The sequence below is a fragment of the Streptomyces sp. NPDC003697 genome, assembly GCF_053587115.1.
The window spans coordinates 1-16,025 of sequence record NZ_JBSFNN010000059.1 but is presented as its reverse complement, the minus strand read 5'-3'; the positions used below and the strand labels follow the sequence as shown (position 1 = coordinate 16,025).

Annotated in this window: 15 protein-coding genes; 8 read left to right on the top strand and 7 right to left on the bottom strand. The window is 74.5% G+C overall.

Going from position 1 to position 16,025, the window contains the following annotated elements:
• Positions 1 to 152: 152 nt before the first annotated feature.
• A complete protein-coding gene (locus ACWDNY_RS21910) occupies positions 153 to 1,535 on the top strand; it encodes an MFS transporter (RefSeq protein WP_451647471.1) in 1,383 nt (460 codons plus the stop codon).
• A gap of 70 nt (positions 1,536 to 1,605) precedes the next feature.
• Positions 1,606 to 2,277, top strand: coding sequence for an O-methyltransferase (locus ACWDNY_RS21905; RefSeq protein ID WP_451647490.1), 672 nt, complete (start codon positions 1,606 to 1,608; stop codon positions 2,275 to 2,277).
• A gap of 6 nt (positions 2,278 to 2,283) precedes the next feature.
• Here ACWDNY_RS21905 and ACWDNY_RS21900 read toward each other — a convergent pair whose 3' ends face one another.
• The gene (locus ACWDNY_RS21900; RefSeq protein WP_451647470.1) at positions 2,284 to 2,676 is read right to left on the bottom strand and encodes a hypothetical protein; all 393 of its coding nucleotides are present in this window, start codon (positions 2,674 to 2,676) and stop codon (positions 2,284 to 2,286) included.
• Positions 2,677 to 2,813: 137 nt separating this feature from the next.
• On the opposite strand from ACWDNY_RS21900, the gene ACWDNY_RS21895 reads away from it, so the two are divergent.
• Positions 2,814 to 3,221, top strand: a complete 408-nt coding sequence (locus ACWDNY_RS21895) for a DnaJ family domain-containing protein (RefSeq protein WP_451647469.1) — start codon at positions 2,814 to 2,816, stop codon at positions 3,219 to 3,221.
• Between the two features lie 288 nt (positions 3,222 to 3,509).
• Here ACWDNY_RS21895 and ACWDNY_RS21890 read toward each other — a convergent pair whose 3' ends face one another.
• Positions 3,510 to 3,857, bottom strand: coding sequence for a hypothetical protein (locus ACWDNY_RS21890; RefSeq protein ID WP_451647468.1), 348 nt, complete (start codon positions 3,855 to 3,857; stop codon positions 3,510 to 3,512).
• A 389-nt stretch (positions 3,858 to 4,246) separates the two neighbouring features.
• The gene (locus ACWDNY_RS21885; RefSeq protein ID WP_451647467.1) at positions 4,247 to 4,900 is read right to left on the bottom strand and encodes a hypothetical protein; all 654 of its coding nucleotides are present in this window, start codon (positions 4,898 to 4,900) and stop codon (positions 4,247 to 4,249) included.
• Positions 4,901 to 5,035: 135 nt separating this feature from the next.
• On the opposite strand from ACWDNY_RS21885, the gene ACWDNY_RS21880 reads away from it, so the two are divergent.
• On the top strand, positions 5,036 to 5,536 hold the full coding sequence (locus ACWDNY_RS21880; RefSeq protein ID WP_451647466.1) for a GNAT family N-acetyltransferase: 501 nt from the start codon (positions 5,036 to 5,038) through the stop codon (positions 5,534 to 5,536).
• A gap of 16 nt (positions 5,537 to 5,552) precedes the next feature.
• Here ACWDNY_RS21880 and ACWDNY_RS21875 read toward each other — a convergent pair whose 3' ends face one another.
• The gene (locus tag ACWDNY_RS21875) at positions 5,553 to 7,637 is read right to left on the bottom strand and encodes an MDR family MFS transporter (RefSeq protein WP_451647465.1); all 2,085 of its coding nucleotides are present in this window, start codon (positions 7,635 to 7,637) and stop codon (positions 5,553 to 5,555) included.
• Between the two features lie 160 nt (positions 7,638 to 7,797).
• Here ACWDNY_RS21875 and ACWDNY_RS21870 point away from each other — a divergent pair, with 160 nt between their 5' ends.
• Positions 7,798 to 9,219 carry a peptidoglycan-binding protein gene (locus tag ACWDNY_RS21870; protein WP_451647464.1) on the top strand — a complete coding sequence of 474 codons (1,422 nt, stop codon included), beginning with the start codon at positions 7,798 to 7,800 and terminating at the stop codon, positions 9,217 to 9,219.
• Positions 9,220 to 9,783: 564 nt separating this feature from the next.
• On the opposite strand, the gene ACWDNY_RS21865 is transcribed toward ACWDNY_RS21870, so the two are convergent.
• The gene (locus tag ACWDNY_RS21865) at positions 9,784 to 10,443 is read right to left on the bottom strand and encodes an HAD-IA family hydrolase (RefSeq protein ID WP_451647463.1); all 660 of its coding nucleotides are present in this window, start codon (positions 10,441 to 10,443) and stop codon (positions 9,784 to 9,786) included.
• Between the two features lie 167 nt (positions 10,444 to 10,610).
• Positions 10,611 to 11,192, bottom strand: coding sequence for a TMEM165/GDT1 family protein (locus tag ACWDNY_RS21860; protein WP_451647462.1), 582 nt, complete (start codon positions 11,190 to 11,192; stop codon positions 10,611 to 10,613).
• A gap of 627 nt (positions 11,193 to 11,819) precedes the next feature.
• Here ACWDNY_RS21860 and ACWDNY_RS21855 point away from each other — a divergent pair.
• From ACWDNY_RS21855 to ACWDNY_RS21845, 3 genes are all read left to right on the top strand, one after another.
• On the top strand, positions 11,820 to 12,464 hold the full coding sequence (locus ACWDNY_RS21855) for an HNH endonuclease family protein (RefSeq protein ID WP_451647461.1): 645 nt from the start codon (positions 11,820 to 11,822) through the stop codon (positions 12,462 to 12,464).
• A gap of 77 nt (positions 12,465 to 12,541) precedes the next feature.
• A complete protein-coding gene (locus tag ACWDNY_RS21850; protein WP_451647460.1) occupies positions 12,542 to 14,317 on the top strand; it encodes an alkaline phosphatase D family protein in 1,776 nt (591 codons plus the stop codon).
• A gap of 374 nt (positions 14,318 to 14,691) precedes the next feature.
• Positions 14,692 to 15,306 carry a DedA family protein gene (locus ACWDNY_RS21845; protein WP_451647459.1) on the top strand — a complete coding sequence of 205 codons (615 nt, stop codon included), beginning with the start codon at positions 14,692 to 14,694 and terminating at the stop codon, positions 15,304 to 15,306.
• Between the two features lie 244 nt (positions 15,307 to 15,550).
• Here ACWDNY_RS21845 and ACWDNY_RS21840 read toward each other — a convergent pair whose 3' ends face one another.
• The gene (locus ACWDNY_RS21840; RefSeq protein ID WP_451647458.1) at positions 15,551 to 15,799 is read right to left on the bottom strand and encodes a DUF2277 domain-containing protein; all 249 of its coding nucleotides are present in this window, start codon (positions 15,797 to 15,799) and stop codon (positions 15,551 to 15,553) included.
• Between the last annotated feature and the right edge of the window lie 226 nt (positions 15,800 to 16,025).

The window sequence follows — 16,025 nt, the reverse complement described above, 5'->3', positions numbered from 1 at the left end:
GCATATCCCGCATTTCGACGCAATAGGCCACGACTCGCTACGCAACGTGAGAGGCAGGGACCCTCGTATGGTCGATTTTCGGCCTGCCGCCAGCTCCCGCTGTGTGGGTCACGTCCCTGTCCGTCCCCGTCGAAAGGTAGGCGAGCGTCGACTTGTCGGCTGTCAGCGTCACCACCTCCCCCTCCCTGTCCCTGGCGAAGGACTCCGACCCGACCGTGACCGACCCGGCACTCGTCCGGCGCGCCGTGAAGGCCGCTGCGCTGGGCAACGCGATGGAGTGGTTCGACTTCGGCGTCTACAGCTACATCGCGGTCACCCTGGGCAAGGTCTTCTTCCCGTCCGGCAGCCCGACCGCGCAGCTGCTGTCGACGTTCGGCGCCTTCGCCGCGGCCTTCCTGGTCCGTCCGCTGGGCGGCATGGTCTTCGGGCCGCTCGGCGACCGCGTCGGACGCCAGAAGGTGCTGGCCATCACGATGATCATGATGGCCGTGGGCACCTTCGCCATCGGCCTGATCCCGTCGTACGGGGTGATCGGCGTCGGGGCTCCGCTGCTGCTGCTGGCGGCCCGGCTGGTGCAGGGCTTCTCCACCGGCGGCGAGTACGCGGGCGCGTCGACCTTCATCGCCGAGTACGCCCCGGACAAGCGGCGCGGCTTCCTCGGCAGCTGGCTGGAGTTCGGCACGCTGGCCGGCTACATCGGCGGCGCCGGCCTGGTCACCCTGATGACGGTCCTGCTGCCCGCCGACGACCTCACGGCGTGGGGCTGGCGGATCCCGTTCCTGATCGCGGGCCCGATGGGCATCATCGGCCTGTACCTGCGGCTGCGCCTGGAGGAGACTCCGGCGTTCGCGGCGCAGGCCGCGCGGACGGCGAAGGCCGGGCCGGCCCAGCGCAAGGTGCGGGTCCGCGAGATGGTGACGGGCCAGTGGAAGGCGATGCTCCTGTGCGTCGCGCTCGTGCTGGTCTACAACGTCACGGACTACATGCTGCTGTCGTACATGCCGAGCTACCTCACGAGTGAGCTCAAGTACGACGAGACGCACGGTCTGCTGGTGGTGCTCGGCGTCATGGCCCTGATGATGATCGTCCAGCCCTTCGCCGGGGCGCTCACCGACCGCGTCGGCCGGCGCCCGGTGATCGCGGCCGGCTGCGCGGGCTTCCTGCTGCTGTCCGTGCCGGCGCTGCTCCTCATCCGTGAGGGCAGCCTGGCGGCGGTCGCCCCGGGCATGGCCGCGCTGGGCCTGCTGCTGGTCTGCTTCACGGCCTCGATGCCGGCGGCCCTGCCGGCCCTGTTCCCCACCCGGATCCGCTACGGCTCCCTCTCGATCGGCTTCAACGTCTCGGTGTCGCTGTTCGGCGGCACGACCCCGCTGGTGGTGACGGCGCTGATCGGCGCGACCGGGAACGTGATGATGCCCGCCTACTACATGATGGGCGCGTCGATCATCGGCGGCGCGGCGGTGTGGTTCATGGCGGAGTCGGCGGGCCGGCCGCTGCCTGGGTCGGCACCGTCGGTGGAGAAGACCGCGGGCTGAGTCGGGTCCGGCGCCCGGCGCGTCGGCGGGGTTAGATTCATCGAGCCGCAGACACACGAAAGGCTTGATGATGAGCGACTCGCAGCTCTGGGAAGACGTCGACGCCTATCTCACCGCCCTGCTCTCCCCGGAGGACGACGCCCTGCGGGCCGCTCTCCGGGACAGCGACGCGGAGGGCCTGCCCCACATCAACGTCGCGCCGAACCAGGGCAAGCTGCTGCACCTCCTCGCCCGGATCCAGGGCGCCCGCGCGATCCTGGAGATCGGCACGCTCGGCGGCTACAGCACCATCTGGCTCGCCCGCGCGCTGCCGCCCGACGGCCGTCTGGTCAGCCTGGAGTACGACGCCCACCACGCCGACGTGGCCCGCCGCAACCTCGCCCGCGCCGGTCTCGACCGGATCGCCGAGGTCCGGGTGGGACCGGCCCTGGAGTCGCTGCCCAAGCTCGCCGACGAGAATCCGCCGCCCTTCGACCTGGTGTTCATCGACGCCGACAAGGTCAACAACGCGCGCTACCTGGACTGGGCGCTGCGGCTGACCCGCGTGGGCAGCCTGGTCGTCCTCGACAACGTCGTCCGCGGCGGGCGCGTGGCCGACCGGGAGAGCGCCGACCCGGGTGTGCTCGGCACCCGGTCGGCGCTGGAGATGATCGCGGAGCACCCGCGGCTGGACGGCACGGCGGTGCAGACGGTGGGGTCCAAGGGACACGACGGTTTCGCGCTGGCACGCGTACTGCCTTGAGGGCCTTCATACCTCGTGGTAGAAGCCGACGTCGACGCTGCGCGGGCTGGTGCGGTCCTGGACGACGACCTCGCCCGAGCCGCCCCGGGGCAGCGGGACGGTCCCGCCGTAGACGAGGGCCTGCGTGTACTCGCCGATCCTGAGGCGTACCTCGGAGGACGGGTCGGCCTGCGATCCGCGCAGCCAGGTGAGCTGCCACGTGCCGTCGGGGCCGCAGCGGAACTCCAGGTGGACGCGCGAGACGAACAGCCAGTCGTCCGGAGTCACCAGACGGCACACGGCCCGGTCCCGGCCCACCCGCAGCACGGCCCCCGGGTCACTGGGCGCGTCGGCCATCAGCATGCCGGCCGTCGCGCCCGCGTCCGCCCCGGACACGGAGGCCATGGTGAGTTCCAGCACGTGCGCTCCTCGTGATTCGGGCGCCCGAGCCGCGGTCCGTGCTCAGCTGCGCCAATGCCGTTGGCGGAGCGCCGGGTTGGCGCACCGCGGCGGCATGATAAATCGCCCGGCCCGGGCACGTCCGGCACAATGGACACATGACCGAGCGCAAACCTCCCGGCGTTCCGTTCGAGTCCTTCGTCGACAAGCAGATCCGCGACGCGCAGGCACGCGGCGAGTTCGACCGGCTCCCGGGCGCGGGCAGGCCGCTTCCGGACGAGTCGGCGTACGACGAACTGTGGTGGGTCAAACGGAAGATGGTCCGCGAGGGCATGTCGGTCCTCCCCCCGGCGCTCGCCCTGCGCAAGGAGGCCGAGGACGCGCTCGCGGCGGCCTACGCGGCGCCTTCGGAGCGGCTCGTCCGGAAGATCATCACCGAGATCAACAGCAAGATCCTCGACATGATGCTCAAACCACCGCCCGGTCCCCCGCTGGGCCTGAAGCGGTACGACGTCGAGCAGATCGTCACCGAGTGGCAGAACCGAACGACCGGCCAGACGCGCTGACCGCCCACCGGCACGCACGGCAGGAACCGAGTCGACGACCACGGAACCCGCAGGCACCCACGCCCGGCAGAAACCGTGCCGACGACCACGGGACCCGCAGGCACCCACGCGCGGAAGGGGCCGTGCCGGGGGGTGTCCGCCCGCAGCGGCCGGCGCGTCTGCGCCGGGTCCCTCGTCAAGACACCACGTTCGCGCCGGTCCGAGGACGGACACCCCCCGGCGCGGCCCCGACCCACCCACGACCGCGCGGCACCGGGCGCCGACGTGGCACCAGGCGCCGCGCCGCCGTCAGATGTGCAGCAGGCGGTCGGCCAGTTCCCGGTAGTCGCGCAGCGCCAGCCGCAGCCGCTCGGTGTCCGGGGTCGTCGCGGACGTGCCCGAGTCCGCGGACTGCCAGGCCTCCCGCAGAGTGCGCCGCCGTCGGGTCAGCGCCTCCGCGAGGCGGTCAGCCAGCTCGTCCACGACGCGGTCGGCCTCCTCCACGGCGCCCCTGGGGGCGTCGACGAACCCGGTCACGGCACGCCGCAGGCGCCCGCCGAACGCGTCGCACTCGTCCCGCGCCAACAGCGGCACGGAGCTGGTCCCGTCGTGCAGACCCGCCTCGGCCTCCCGACCCGCGCCGGCCTCCGATCCCACGCCGACACCCGGGCCCGAACCCTCGGTCTCCCGACCCACGCCGGCGACCCGCTCGTCCCGAACCGCCCCGGCCTCCGAACCCACGCCGGCACCCGGGCCCGAACCCTCGGTCTCCCGACCCACGCCGACGACCCGCTCGTCCCGAACCGCCCCGGCCTCCGAACCCACGCCGACACCCGGGCCCGAACCCTCGGTCTCCCGACCCACGCCGGCCACCCGCTCGTCCCGACCCGCGCCGGGAAGACCCGTCCGGTCCTCCGCCGGCTCCCCGGCACCGGCTGCGCCCGTCCCGTGCCCGGTCACGCTCTCCGCCGGCCCGCCGCCGCGCACCGTGTCCCGGCCCGGAGCCGTAGCCCTCTCCTCGCCCGGTGTCATGTCCGCCATCTCGCTCAACCTTCCTTCACATGGCGACGGTTGAAGCCCCACGACGTGTGGCGGGCCGGTCCGTCGCCGCGGGCCGGGGCGCGGTGGTCGTCGGCCGCGTGGTGGCCCGAGTCCAGCAGCTTCTCGAACAGCGCGCGGGCCTCGACCAGGGACTCGCGCAGTTCCTCGGTGCCCGGCCGGCTCTCCTCGGCGCCGCCGACGGGCGCCTGCGCGGCACGGTGCACGCGCCGGTAGCCGTGCACGTGGTGCGCGTGGTGGACGGACAGCGCGGCGAGCTGCTCCTCGTACTGGCCGCCGCCCGGGAATCCCCGGACCTCGGCCAGTTCGGCGACCAGCCGGTCCGCCTCCGCCACCGCCTCACGCGGCGAGTCGACGAACCGCTCCTGCACGGCCGTCCAGCGCGTCTCGAACCGCTCGCGCTCGGCCGGCTCCAGCGGCCGCTGACGCAGCCCGCCGTGCCGTTCCACGCGCGCGGCGAGCTCACGCTCGGCGGCCTCGGTGTCGCCGTCGTGCCGGGCCACGGTCCGCTCGTACTCGGGACCGAAGCGCCGCTTGAGGCTCTGGCCGCCGCGGGATCCGCGGCCACGCAGCATCAGTGCGGCCGCCACGACGACGACCGCGACGATCACGATCAAAGCGATGATCAGGCCTGTGGACATGAATGCCTTCCGGATGTGGTCGGCCCGACTGGCCGGTTCCCCCATCGCATTGCCCGGAAGGCAGCCGACAAACGGCCACCGCGGGCCGGCAGGGGGCGGTATCGGGTTGCGCACCGGGTCCGGGCCGGCCCGACAATGCCCGTCATGACCTGGACGATCTCCCCCGAGCCGTACGACTCCCCCGTCGCCGCCGCCCTGTGGCGGGCGTACTACACGGAGGTCAGCGACCGCTGGTACCTGCTGCACAAGGGCCGCCGCACGGACCCCGCCGAGCTGGAGCGGGAGATCGCCCGCCGGCCGGGTGCCGAGCTGGCCCCGCCGGGCGGGCGGCTGCTGGTGGCCCGGTACGACGGCGCGCCCGCCGGCACCGCGGGCGTGCGTCTGCTGGACGCCGCGACCGCCGAGCTGACCCGGGTCTTCCTGAGGAGGCCGCTGCGCGGCCGGGGCGGTGCCGCGCTGCTCGTCACGGCCGCCGAGGAGGCCGCCCGCGCGCTCGGCGCGCGGCGGGTGGTCCTGGACACCCGGAGCGACCTGGTCGAGGCCCGCGCCCTGTACGCGCGGCTCGGCTACGCGGAGACCGCGCCCCACAACGGCGACCCGTACGCCGAGCACTGGTTCGGCAAGCCCCTGGGCTGACCGGCGGGCGGGCGCCTCACGAGAAGCGGGTCACCGCCCGCCCGTCGTGCGGGCGCTCCGCGTCGGAGCCGCACAGCTCCGCCGTCAGCTCCTTCACCAGCTGGACCAGGTCGGTCGGCCGGTCCGGTCCCCACCAGTCGCCGAGCAGTTCGGCGAGCGATTCCTCCCGCGCCCGTGCCAGCCGGTCGGCGACCTCCTGCCCCGCGGGGGTGAGGACGAGGTCGAGGCCCCGGCGCTCGCCCAGCCGACGCTCCTCGACCTGGCGGGCGGCCGCGAGCACGACACCCAGCGGGACCGGGCCGCGCTCGGCGAGCACGGCCGGCTCCACCCAGCCGTACTTCCTGGTCCGCAGCAGCATCCAGCTCGCCGCGGGCAGCAGGTCGTAGCCGGCCCGCTCGGTGATGTCCCGGTAGATCTCGCGCCGTCCCTCGCGCGTGCCGAGCACGGACAGCGCACGGCAGACCTCGTCGTACGACGACCGCTCGACCGGGTTGGTCACGTAGGTCTCCGTCCCGTCCGGCGCGGTGACGGAGCCCCGCAGCCGGTCCTCCTTGAGGAACCACGCCAGGACGAAGCCGACCGCGGCGACCGGCGCGGCGTACAGGAAGACGTCGGTGATGGCGGAGGCGTATGCGCTCAGGGCCGCCGGGCGCAGTGCGGGCGGCAGGGCGGAGATGCCCCGCGGGTCGGACTTCAGGGCGTCCGCGGAGACTCCCGGCGGCAGTGCGGCTCCCGCCAGGGCGGCGGCGAGCTTGTCGCCGAGCCGGCCGGCGAAGAGCGTGCCGAAGACGGCCACGCCGAAGGAGGCGCCGATGGAGCGGAAGAAGGTGGCGCCGGACGTGGCGACGCCGAGGTCCTCGTAGGAGACGGCGTTCTGCACGATGAGCACCAGCACCTGCATGACCAGGCCGAGACCCAGGCCGAAGACGAAGAAGGAGCCGCTGATCGCGGCGTTGGAGCTGTTCTCGTCGAGCCGGTGCAGCAGCAGCAGGCCGATCGTGGTCACCGCGGTGCCCGTGAGCGGGAAGACCTTCCAGCGGCCCGTACGGCTGACGATCTGGCCGGACCCGGTGGAGGCCAGCAGCATGCCGACCACCATCGGCAGCATGTGCACGCCGGACATGGTCGGGGACACCCCGTGCACGACCTGCAGGAACGTCGGCAGGTAGGTCAGCGCGCCGAACATGGCGAAGCCGACGATGAAGCTGACGACGGCGGACAGCGTGAAGGTGCGGACGCGGAAGAGCTTCAGCGGCAGGACCGGTTCTGCCGCCCGGCGCTCCGTGACCACGAACGCCACCGTGAGGACGGCGGACAGCACGGCGAGGCCGACGACCTGCGGCGAACCCCAGGCCCAGGTCGTGCCGCCCAGCGAGGCGATGAGGACCAGGCAGGTGGCGACGGCGGCGATGAGGAAGGTCCCGAGGTAGTCGATGACGTGGCGGGCCGCCCGGCGCGGTATGCGCAGCGCGGTCGCGATCACGGCGAGGGCGACGATGCCGACGGGGACGTTGACGTAGAACACCCAGCGCCAGCTCAGGTGCTGGGTGAACAGCCCGCCGAGCAGGGGACCGAGCACGCTGGTGGCGCCGAACACCGCGCCGAAGAGTCCTTGGTAGCGGCCCCGGTCCCGGGGCGGGACGACATCGCCGACGATCGCCATCGACAGCACGATCAGCCCGCCGCCGCCGAGTCCCTGCAGCGCCCGGAAGGCGATCAGCTGGGGCATGTCCTGCGCCATTCCGCACAGCGCCGAACCGATCAGGAAGATCACGATGGCGGTCTGGAACAGCTTCTTGCGTCCGTACTGGTCGCCGAGCTTGCCCCACAGCGGGGTGGCCGCGGTCGAGGCCAGCAGATAGGCGGTCACCACCCACGACAGGTGCTCCAGGCCGCCGAGGTCGCTGACGATGGTCGGCAGCGCGGTCGACACGATCGTCGAGTCGAGCGCCGCCAGCAGCAGGCCGAGCAGCAGGGCCCCGATCGGGACGAGGACGTGGCGGGACACCCGTCCCGTACCGCCGCCGTCCGGTGACGGCGGTGCGGGCGAGGGGTCTGGGTCCCGCACCTTCCCCGTGATGCCCTGCGCATCCCCGGCCATGAAGACCTCCCGCGGCTCTTGTGACACCTCCCATCGTGATCGGTGTGACCGGTTATGGCCTGTTGAGTCCCACCGGAGGCCGCCATTCCGGGGGCTTCGGAGGAGAGGTTGTGCGGAAGATCTGCATAATCCTTGAAGCCGCAAGGAAGGGGAGGGACGCGTGCAGCAGCCGGAGGGGCACGTCTGCCCGGAGTGCGGGGCGTCCAGGGACGCGGACAGCACCCCGTCCTGCCCCTGCGCGCAGCGGGTGGCGGACGCCCTGCGTGAGGCGCGGACGGCCGAGGCCGCCGCGGCGGAGGACTTCGATCCACTGCGCATCAGGCCGTACGTCGGCGTGCCCGCGACCGACGAGCCGGACGCACCCGGCACCGAGGCGGCCGGCGTGGAGGCGCCGGGCGTCAAGGCACCCGACATGGAAGCGCCCAACCGAGACGCACCCGACATGGAGGCGCCCGGCGCGGACCCGTCCGGTGTGAAGGCGCCCCGGAGTCCGGGTGCGGCGGGACCGGTGCCGGGTGCCGACGCGCAGGCGGCTGGGGCGGGCGTCACGGCTGAGCCGACCGGGGTGGCGGGGGTCGGCCGTAAGACGAACCAGGGCGCGGACGCCGGGGTCACCGTCGGCGGCGCGGACGCCGAGGTCAGCGTCGGCACCACGGACGCCGGCATCGTCGACGGCGCGGACGCCGGGACGACCGACAGCGGCGCGGGTGGGAAGGCGGCCGGCACCGCGGCCGCCGTCGCGCACGCGTCCGAGGGCGCGACCCGGCCTCTTCCCGCGGCCGGCGCCACGCTGCCGCTGGGGACGGCCGCCCCGCCGCTCCCCGGTCCACCGACGGCGGCACCCCGTGCCGAAGGCCCCACGGCGATCGGACCGGGGCAGGCGGGGAAGCCGGGGCACACCGACCGCCCCGGCACCGGGACCCCCTTCGACCGCCCTCACGAGCCGGGGACCGGGGCCGGGGCCGCCGGTGACGGGGCCCGGCGCGGGAGCGGCCGGAGCCGCCGTACCGCCCTGCTGGCCGTGTCCGGAGCCGTGGTCGCCGTGGCCGCCGCGGCCGGGTTCGCGAACGGGCTGCTGTCCTACGAGTCGCCGGCGCGGGACGGAGCGGCACCCGAGGAGGTGCGGCACGGCGTCCCGGACGCGCCGACGCCCACACCGTCGTCTCCGGCGGGGGCCGGCGTCGCGTCCTCGTCGCCGGCATCCGCGAATCCGCCGCCGTCCGCCGGCGCGAGCCCGTCGGAGTCGCCGGTCCCGTCGTCCTCGGCGTCGAGTGCGGCGCCGTCCGCGTCACCCTCCGCCTCCGCCGGGCCGACCGGGCCGGCCGCGACCGCCGGCCCGACGGAGACCATGGCGGTGCCCCCGGTCCTGCGCCGCGGCGACCAGGGACCGGAGGTCACCGAACTCCAGCTGCGGATACGCCGGCTGTACCTCTACACGGGCGAGGCCGACGGCGTCTACGACGGGCAGCTGGAGGACTCCGTCCGCACCTATCAGTGGACCCGCGGCATCCGGACGGACGAATCGGGCGTGTACGGCCCGGCCACGCGGGCGAGCCTGGAGGCGGAGACGTCGGAGCCGTAGACGGCCGGCCCCGGAACCTTGCGCCCGGCCGGCACGCGAACGGCGCGAACCCCCCGGGGACGGCCGGCCGCCGGATGACGCCTGCCCGGCCGCCCGACCGCCGCGCCGGGCGCCGGACCACCGGACGATCCCGCCGGGCCGCCGCACCCGCCGGGCCGCCACACCGCCGAGCCATCGGACGCCCGGCCGTTGGCCCGCCAGGCGCCGGATCACCACCCGACCACCGGACGCCGGGCGCCGACCGCCGGACACCGGGCGCCGACCGCTGGGCGCTGGGGTATCGGAGGCCGCCCGCCGGACGCCGGGCGCCGGGCGCCGGGGTATCGGACGCCGGGCGCCGACCGCCGGACACCGGGCGCCGACCGCTGGGCGCTGGGGTATCGGACGCCGGACGCCGACCGCCGGACGGCGGGCGCTGGGGTATCGGACGCCGGGCACCGGGGTATCGGACGCCGGACGCCGGCCGCCGGACGGCGGGCGCTGGGGTATCGGCCGCCGGCCGCCGGACAGCGGCTCCGCCGCAACCCGCACGCGCCGTACCGCCGGCCCGCGCCGAACCCCGTCTCAGCCCAGGTGCAGCCGGATCGTCCCGTCCGCCGTGGCCTCCACCCGGACCTGCGTCAGGTCGCTCACCAGCGCGTCCGGGCGGTGGATCGCGGCGCGCGGACCGACGCCGACCACCCTCGCCCCCGCGGCGCGTCCGGCGGCGATCCCCGCGCCGGAGTCCTCGAAGACCACGCAGTCGGCGGGCGCGACGCCCAGTTCGGCGGCGCCCTTGAGGAAACCCTCGGGGTCGGGCTTGCTCGCGCCGACGGACTCGGCGGTGACCCGCACGTCCGGCAGCGGGAGGCCGGCGGCGGCCATCCGGGCCGTGGACAGCGCGACGTCGGCGGAGGTCACGAGCGCGTGCGGCAGCCCCCGCAGGGACGCGAGGAACTCCGGAGCCCCGGGGACGGGGATCACACCGTCCATGTCCGAGGTCTCCTCGGCGAGCATGCGCGCGTTCTCGCTGAGGTTCAGCTCTCTCGGGCGGCCGGGCAGCAGCAGCGCCATGGACGCGTGCCCCTGGCGGCCGTGCACGACCTTCATGACCTCGTCACCGCCCAGCCCGTGCCGGTCGGCCCAGCGGCGCCAGATCCGCTCGACGACGGCGTCGGAGTCGACCAGCGTGCCGTCCATGTCCAGCAGGAGGGCGCGGGCGGTGAGCACGGCGGTGGCCGTCATCGGCAGCTCCAAGGCGCGGCGAGGGGCGGAGGACGGGCCCCGGGGTGGACAAGGCGGCCCCGCCCGCCGGTCAGGGAGAACGGGCGGGAGCCACTTTGTTCCCCCACGGTACAAAACAAGCCCGCATCCCGCCACTGCCCCCCGGAAGCCTTCACCTTCCGTTCGGCTCAGCCCGCCACGGCCTCGTACAGGCTCCACACCCCGAGAGCCGTCATCAGCAGCGCCGCGATCTTGGTGATGAGACCCAGCGGCACCCGCTTCATCAGGGCCTTTCCGCCGACGATGCCGATCGCGGCCACCGCCCACAGCCCCAGCACCGCACCCAGGCCGACGGAGAGCGGGCTGTCGTACCGGGCCGCGAGGTTCGCCGTCATGATCTGGGTGAGGTCACCGAACTCGGCGACGAGGATGAGCATGAACCCGGTCCCGGCGACCTTCCAGAAGGACTGCCCCTGCGGAGTGCGTGTCTCCTCCTCGCCGTCGCCCTTGTGCAGCAGGAGCATCGCCGCGCCACCGAGGAAGAGCACGCCCGTCAGCGCGTGGACGATCCGCTGCGGCAGGAGCGTCAGGACGCTGCCGGCCGCGACGGCGAGCACGACGTGCACCAGGAAGGCGGCGGCGACGCCGGCGAAGACGTACGAGGCGCGGTAGCGGGTGCCGAGGACGAGCCCGGTGAGAGCGGTCTTGTCAGGCAGCTCGGCCAGGAACACCAGGCCGAACGCGAGCGCCAGGACGCTGAGACTGATCACGATTCCTCAATCGGTCGGGGCTGCCCCGCCGAGAGCACTGTGAACACGATGGGACACCTCGGCACGGCAGCACACGGAAGGCCCTCGCCGTACGGCTCGGGCATGGCATGCACTGCTGCCGAAGGTCTCGCTGGCCGGCCCCGTGGAACGAGGTCTGCCTCCGGGCGCCGGCTCAGACGAGCTGAGCAGTGTGTCGACGGTCCGGCGAAGAGCTACTCCCCTTCTGCGCGCTCCATGGTACGCGACCGCCCACGGTTCCCCGCCGGGCCGGTGAGCTGCGGCAAGGGCCCGTGGCCGGCGACGCCCGCGTGCCGCGCCGGTCCGCCGGCGGGGCCGTGGCCCAGGGCGCGCCCGCACCCCGGATCGATCCGCCCCGCGGAGACGGTCCACGCGTCCGCCCCCGGGCCGATCGACCCGGCGATCGACCCCGAGGGGGCCGTCGCCCACCCGCCGGCGCCCCGGGTCGGACCGCACCGCTGTGAAGATCCGGCGAACGCCGTCCGCACACCCCTTGTTAGGTCATGTACGCGTCATTAGGTTCTCACCCGACGCACACCCCACCGCAACACGGCGTCGCGAGCATTCCCCTGCTCGTGACCACCACCCCAGATCCCCACGGGAGTTCGCATGCCGAAGTTCTACGCGCGTCAACGGGCCGGTTTCCTGGCTGCCCTCACCGGGCTCATAGCGACGGTCGGGCTGTTCAACGGCCCGACCGCCTCCGCCGCGCTCCCCACACCCGTCAGCGCGTCCACCGCCCGCAGCTACCTCGCCTCGCTCACGGTGGCGACCGAGAACCGCACCGGCTACAGCCGTGACCTGTTCCCGCACTGGATCACCATCAGCGGCGCCTGCAACACCCGGGAGACCGTCCTCAAGCGCGACGGGTCCGGCGTCGTCACCGACTCCTCCTGCGCAGCCACCAGCGGCAGCTGGTACTCCCCCTACGACGGCGCGACCTGGACCGCAGCCTCCGACCTCGACATCGACCACCTCGTTCCGCTCGCCGAGGCGTGGGACTCCGGGGCGGGCAAGTGGACCACCGCGCAGCGTCAGGCCTTCGCCAACGACCTGACCCGCCCGCAGCTCATCGCCGTCACCGACAACGTCAACCAGACCAAGGGCGACCAGGACCCGGCGACCTGGGTGCCGTCGCGGACCGCGTACCTGTGCACCTACGTCCGGGCCTGGGTTCAGGTGAAGTACTACTACGACCTGTCCGTCGACTCCGCGGAGAAGAGCGCGCTGCAGAGCTACCTCGCGAGCTGCTGACCAGGGGGTCTCCCCGCCGGCCTCCGTCGTTCCGTACCGTACGGGGCGACGGAGGGGTGACGGAGAGGGGTACGGACATGGCCGGACTGCGCCTGGGACCACTGCTGCGGTACGTCGACGGCGAGTCCGCGACCGTCTGGGTCGAGGCGAGCCGGCCGTGCACCGCCGAGGTGCGCTGTGCGGACGGCGCCCGCGGGGAGGCCCGCACCTTCCAGGTCGAGGGCCACCACTACGCGCTGGTGCCGGTGACCGGACTGACACCCGGCACGGCCGTGCCGTACGAGGTGCTGCTCGACGACGTCCGCGTGTGGCCGCTGTCCGGAGCGCCCGAGGAGTCGGCGGAGCGCGAGGAGTCGGCACAGTCCGCGGAGTCGGCGGAGTCCGCCGAGTTCGCGCAATCCGGCGGGTCCGGGCCGCAGGAGTCCGGCTGCGCTCCGGGCGCCGGGCACCGGGCGTTCCCGCCCTCCGTCATCCGCACGCCCGCCGAGGGCGAGGAACTGCGCGTCGTCTTCGGCTCGTGCCGCTGGGCCGCGCCCCCTGCCGACGGCAAGGACCCGGTCGGCCCGGACGCCCTCGACACCCTGGCCACGCGGATCGCCGCCGACCCGGACGGCGAACGCCCCGACGTGATGCTGCTGCTGGGCGACCAGGTGTACGCCGACGAGACCTCCGACGCGACCCGGCGCCGGCTGGCCACCCGCCGCGACGTGACCGAACCCCCGGGCGGGGAGGTGGCCGACTACGAGGAGTACACCGGCCTCTACTACGAGTCCTGGCTGGACCCCGAGGTGCGCTGGCTGCTGTCCACCGTGCCCAGCTGCATGATCTTCGACGACCACGACGTCATCGACGACTGGAACACCTCCGCCTCCTGGCTCGCCGACATGCGGGCCACCGACTGGTGGGAGGAACGCCTGCTCAGCGGTCTGATGTCGTACTGGGTTCACCAGCACCTGGGGAACCTCTCGCCGGACGAGCTGGCCGCCGACCCCGTCTACGCGGCCGTCCGGGCCACGCCCGACGGCACCGACGCCCTGCGCGACTTCGCCGCCGGGGCCGACGCCGACCCGGCGTCGTGCCGCTGGAGCTACCGCCGCGACTTCGGCCGCGTCCGGGTGGTGATGGTCGACTCGCGGGCCGCCCGGGTCCTGGAGGAGGGCAGCCGGGCGATGCTGAACACCGACGAGGCGGCGTGGCTGCGCGAACAGGTCCTGGACCGCCCCGGCTCCTACGACCACCTCCTGATCGGCACCTCCCTGCCCTGGCTGCTGCCACACCTCGTGCACGACATCGAGGCGTGGAGCTCGGCCCTGTGCCGGGGAGACCGGGGCGCACGCTGGGCGCGGATCGGGGAGCGCCTGCGGCGGGGGGCCGACCTGGAGCACTGGGCGGCGTTCCCGGACTCCTTCGCGGACCTGGCGGACCTGATCGCCGAGGCCGGCTCGGGGCCCGGGGCGCCGGCGACGGTGTGCGTGCTGTCCGGGGACGTGCACCACGCCTACGTCGCCGAGCCCGCCTGGCGGCCCACGGCGGGACGCGGCTCCCCCGACGCCCGCGTGCTGCAGCTCACCTGCTCCCCCGTCCACAACTCCGTACCGCTGTCGATTCGGCTCGGTTTCCGCTTCGGCTGGAGCGCGGTGGCACGTGCGCTCGGGCGGCGGTTCGCCCGGCACGGGCGCTGTTCCCGGCCGCCGGTGACCTGGCGAAGGACGGGCGGACCCTGGTTCGGCAACCAGCTCATGACGCTGACCCTGCGGGGTCGCTCGGCCCGGTTGCGCCTGGAGAAGGCCCAGGCCGCGGGGGCCGGGCAGGCCCGGCTGACGACCGTGTGGGAGTCCCGGCTCGCCTCCTGACGGTCCCCCGACCGCTGCGCCGTGAGCGCCCCGCGGCCGGTACGCGGCGGTGGTCCGGGCCGTCGGCGGCGCTCACCTCCCGCTCGGGCCCGGCACCCCGGCCGTCGCCGTCGCCGCGGACCGCCCGGCTCCGCGTACAGCGGGCATCCACCGGCGGGCGGCGCCGTGCGGACTCCGGCGCCCCTGTGCGGGGCGGGCCACCGGGTGAAGGGACCGTGTCGATCACGGGAGCCCCCGGTGAACTCCCCGCGGCCCAGGCGGCGTACGCTGTACGGCTGTCATCAGGCCGCCCCCGCCGCTCCCCCGCGACGTAGCGGCGGGTCCGGTCCACGGGGGGCGTCACGGGAGCATCGGTGCTGGACAGTCTCGGGGGAATGGGGTCGCTCACCGGCACTCCGTGGATCTACGGGGTGGTGGCGCTGTCGGTCGTCCTCGACGTCTTCCTGCCGGTCCTGCCCAGCGGCGTCCTGATCGTCACGGCCGCGACGGCGGCGGCCGCGGGCACGGGCGCCGCGACCGGACACGTCCCCCACGACGCCCCCGGCGTACTGGCCCTGACCCTGTGCGCGGCCACCGCGTCGGTGCTCGGCGACCTGGTCGCGTACCGCCTGGCCTGGCGCGGCGGGGAGCGGCTGGACCGGGCGATCTCCCGCTCCCGCCGGCTGAGCACGGCGCAGAAACGACTCGGCGCGGCACTGTCCCGGGGCGGCGGCGCCCTGGTGGTCCTGGCCCGTTTCGCCCCGGCCGGACGGTCGGTGGTCTCCTTCGGCGCCGGCGCCGCCCACCACCGCGTGCGCGACTTCCTCCCCTGGTCAGCTCTCGCGGGGCTGACCTGGGCCACCTACAGCGTGGCCGTGGGCTACTTCGGCACCCAGTGGCTGGGCGCGAGCTGGCTGGCGACGGCCGTGTCGGTGGGGGCCCTGTTCGCGGCCGGCTCGGGCGCCGCGTTCCTGATGCGCCGGGCACCCCGGCCGGCCGAGGCGCCGTGACCGCCCGAGGGGCGGCAGCCGGACCCTGCGTCGTAGCGGGCCGAGGCGTCGTAGCCCGGTGAGACCGAGGAGCGGTGGCCAGATCCTGGGTCGTAGCCGACCGAGGCGCGCGTAGCCGACCGAGGTGTCCCAGCCCGCCGAGGTTCAGTAGCCGGCCGAGGCGTCGTAAGACCGGCCCGAGCTCCCCGTACGCGGCCGGGAGTCGCAGCCGGACGGACCCTCGCCGCGGCCCCGTCCGCTCGGGTCAGGCCGCGCCCGGCTGTCCCGCCGCCCCGCGGGCCGGCCGCCCGCGCACCTCCAGCCCCGCCAGCAGCTCCGTCGTGGCGTCCGCGATCACCTCCACGGCACGGTCGAAGACCTCCTGGTTGTGGGCGGCGGGCGCCCTGAACCCGGAGACCTTCCGCACGAACTGCAGCGCGGCCGCCCGGATCTCGTCCTCCGTGGCCTCCTCGGGCAACGCGGGCGGGCGCAGGGTCTTGATGCTCCGGCACATGGCCCCAGTGTCCCCCAGGACGGCGGCCCCGCCCAGACGACGACCAGCCCGGACGGACGTCCGGTACCGCCGCCGGCCGTGCGGTGACCGGCGGGCCGCGGCCGGCCCGTCCCCGCGCCGGTGGCCCGTCGGGCCGGTGCGCCGCGTACCTGCTGCCCGTCGTGCTGGTCTTCGGCATCGGCGTGCCCGCGGCCGTCCTCGCCACCGTCGTCTACGCCGCCCCGCC

Excerpts from the sequence above, each read along its gene's own strand:
- ACWDNY_RS21855 (WP_451647461.1), top strand. The coding sequence starts at position 11,820 with ATGCCGAAGTTCTACGCGCGTCAACGGGCCGGTTTCCTGGCTGCCCTC.
- ACWDNY_RS21850 (WP_451647460.1), top strand. The coding sequence starts at position 12,542 with ATGGCCGGACTGCGCCTGGGACCACTGCTGCGGTACGTCGACGGCGAG.
- ACWDNY_RS21880 (WP_451647466.1), top strand. The coding sequence starts at position 5,036 with ATGCCCGTCATGACCTGGACGATCTCCCCCGAGCCGTACGACTCCCCC.
- ACWDNY_RS21875 (WP_451647465.1), bottom strand. The coding sequence starts at position 7,637 with ATGGCCGGGGATGCGCAGGGCATCACGGGGAAGGTGCGGGACCCAGAC.
- ACWDNY_RS21865 (WP_451647463.1), bottom strand. The coding sequence starts at position 10,443 with ATGACGGCCACCGCCGTGCTCACCGCCCGCGCCCTCCTGCTGGACATG.
- ACWDNY_RS21845 (WP_451647459.1), top strand. The coding sequence starts at position 14,692 with ATGGGGTCGCTCACCGGCACTCCGTGGATCTACGGGGTGGTGGCGCTG.
- ACWDNY_RS21895 (WP_451647469.1), top strand. The coding sequence starts at position 2,814 with ATGACCGAGCGCAAACCTCCCGGCGTTCCGTTCGAGTCCTTCGTCGAC.
- ACWDNY_RS21885 (WP_451647467.1), bottom strand. The coding sequence starts at position 4,900 with ATGTCCACAGGCCTGATCATCGCTTTGATCGTGATCGTCGCGGTCGTC.
- ACWDNY_RS21905 (WP_451647490.1), top strand. The coding sequence starts at position 1,606 with ATGAGCGACTCGCAGCTCTGGGAAGACGTCGACGCCTATCTCACCGCC.
- ACWDNY_RS21840 (WP_451647458.1), bottom strand. The coding sequence starts at position 15,799 with ATGTGCCGGAGCATCAAGACCCTGCGCCCGCCCGCGTTGCCCGAGGAG.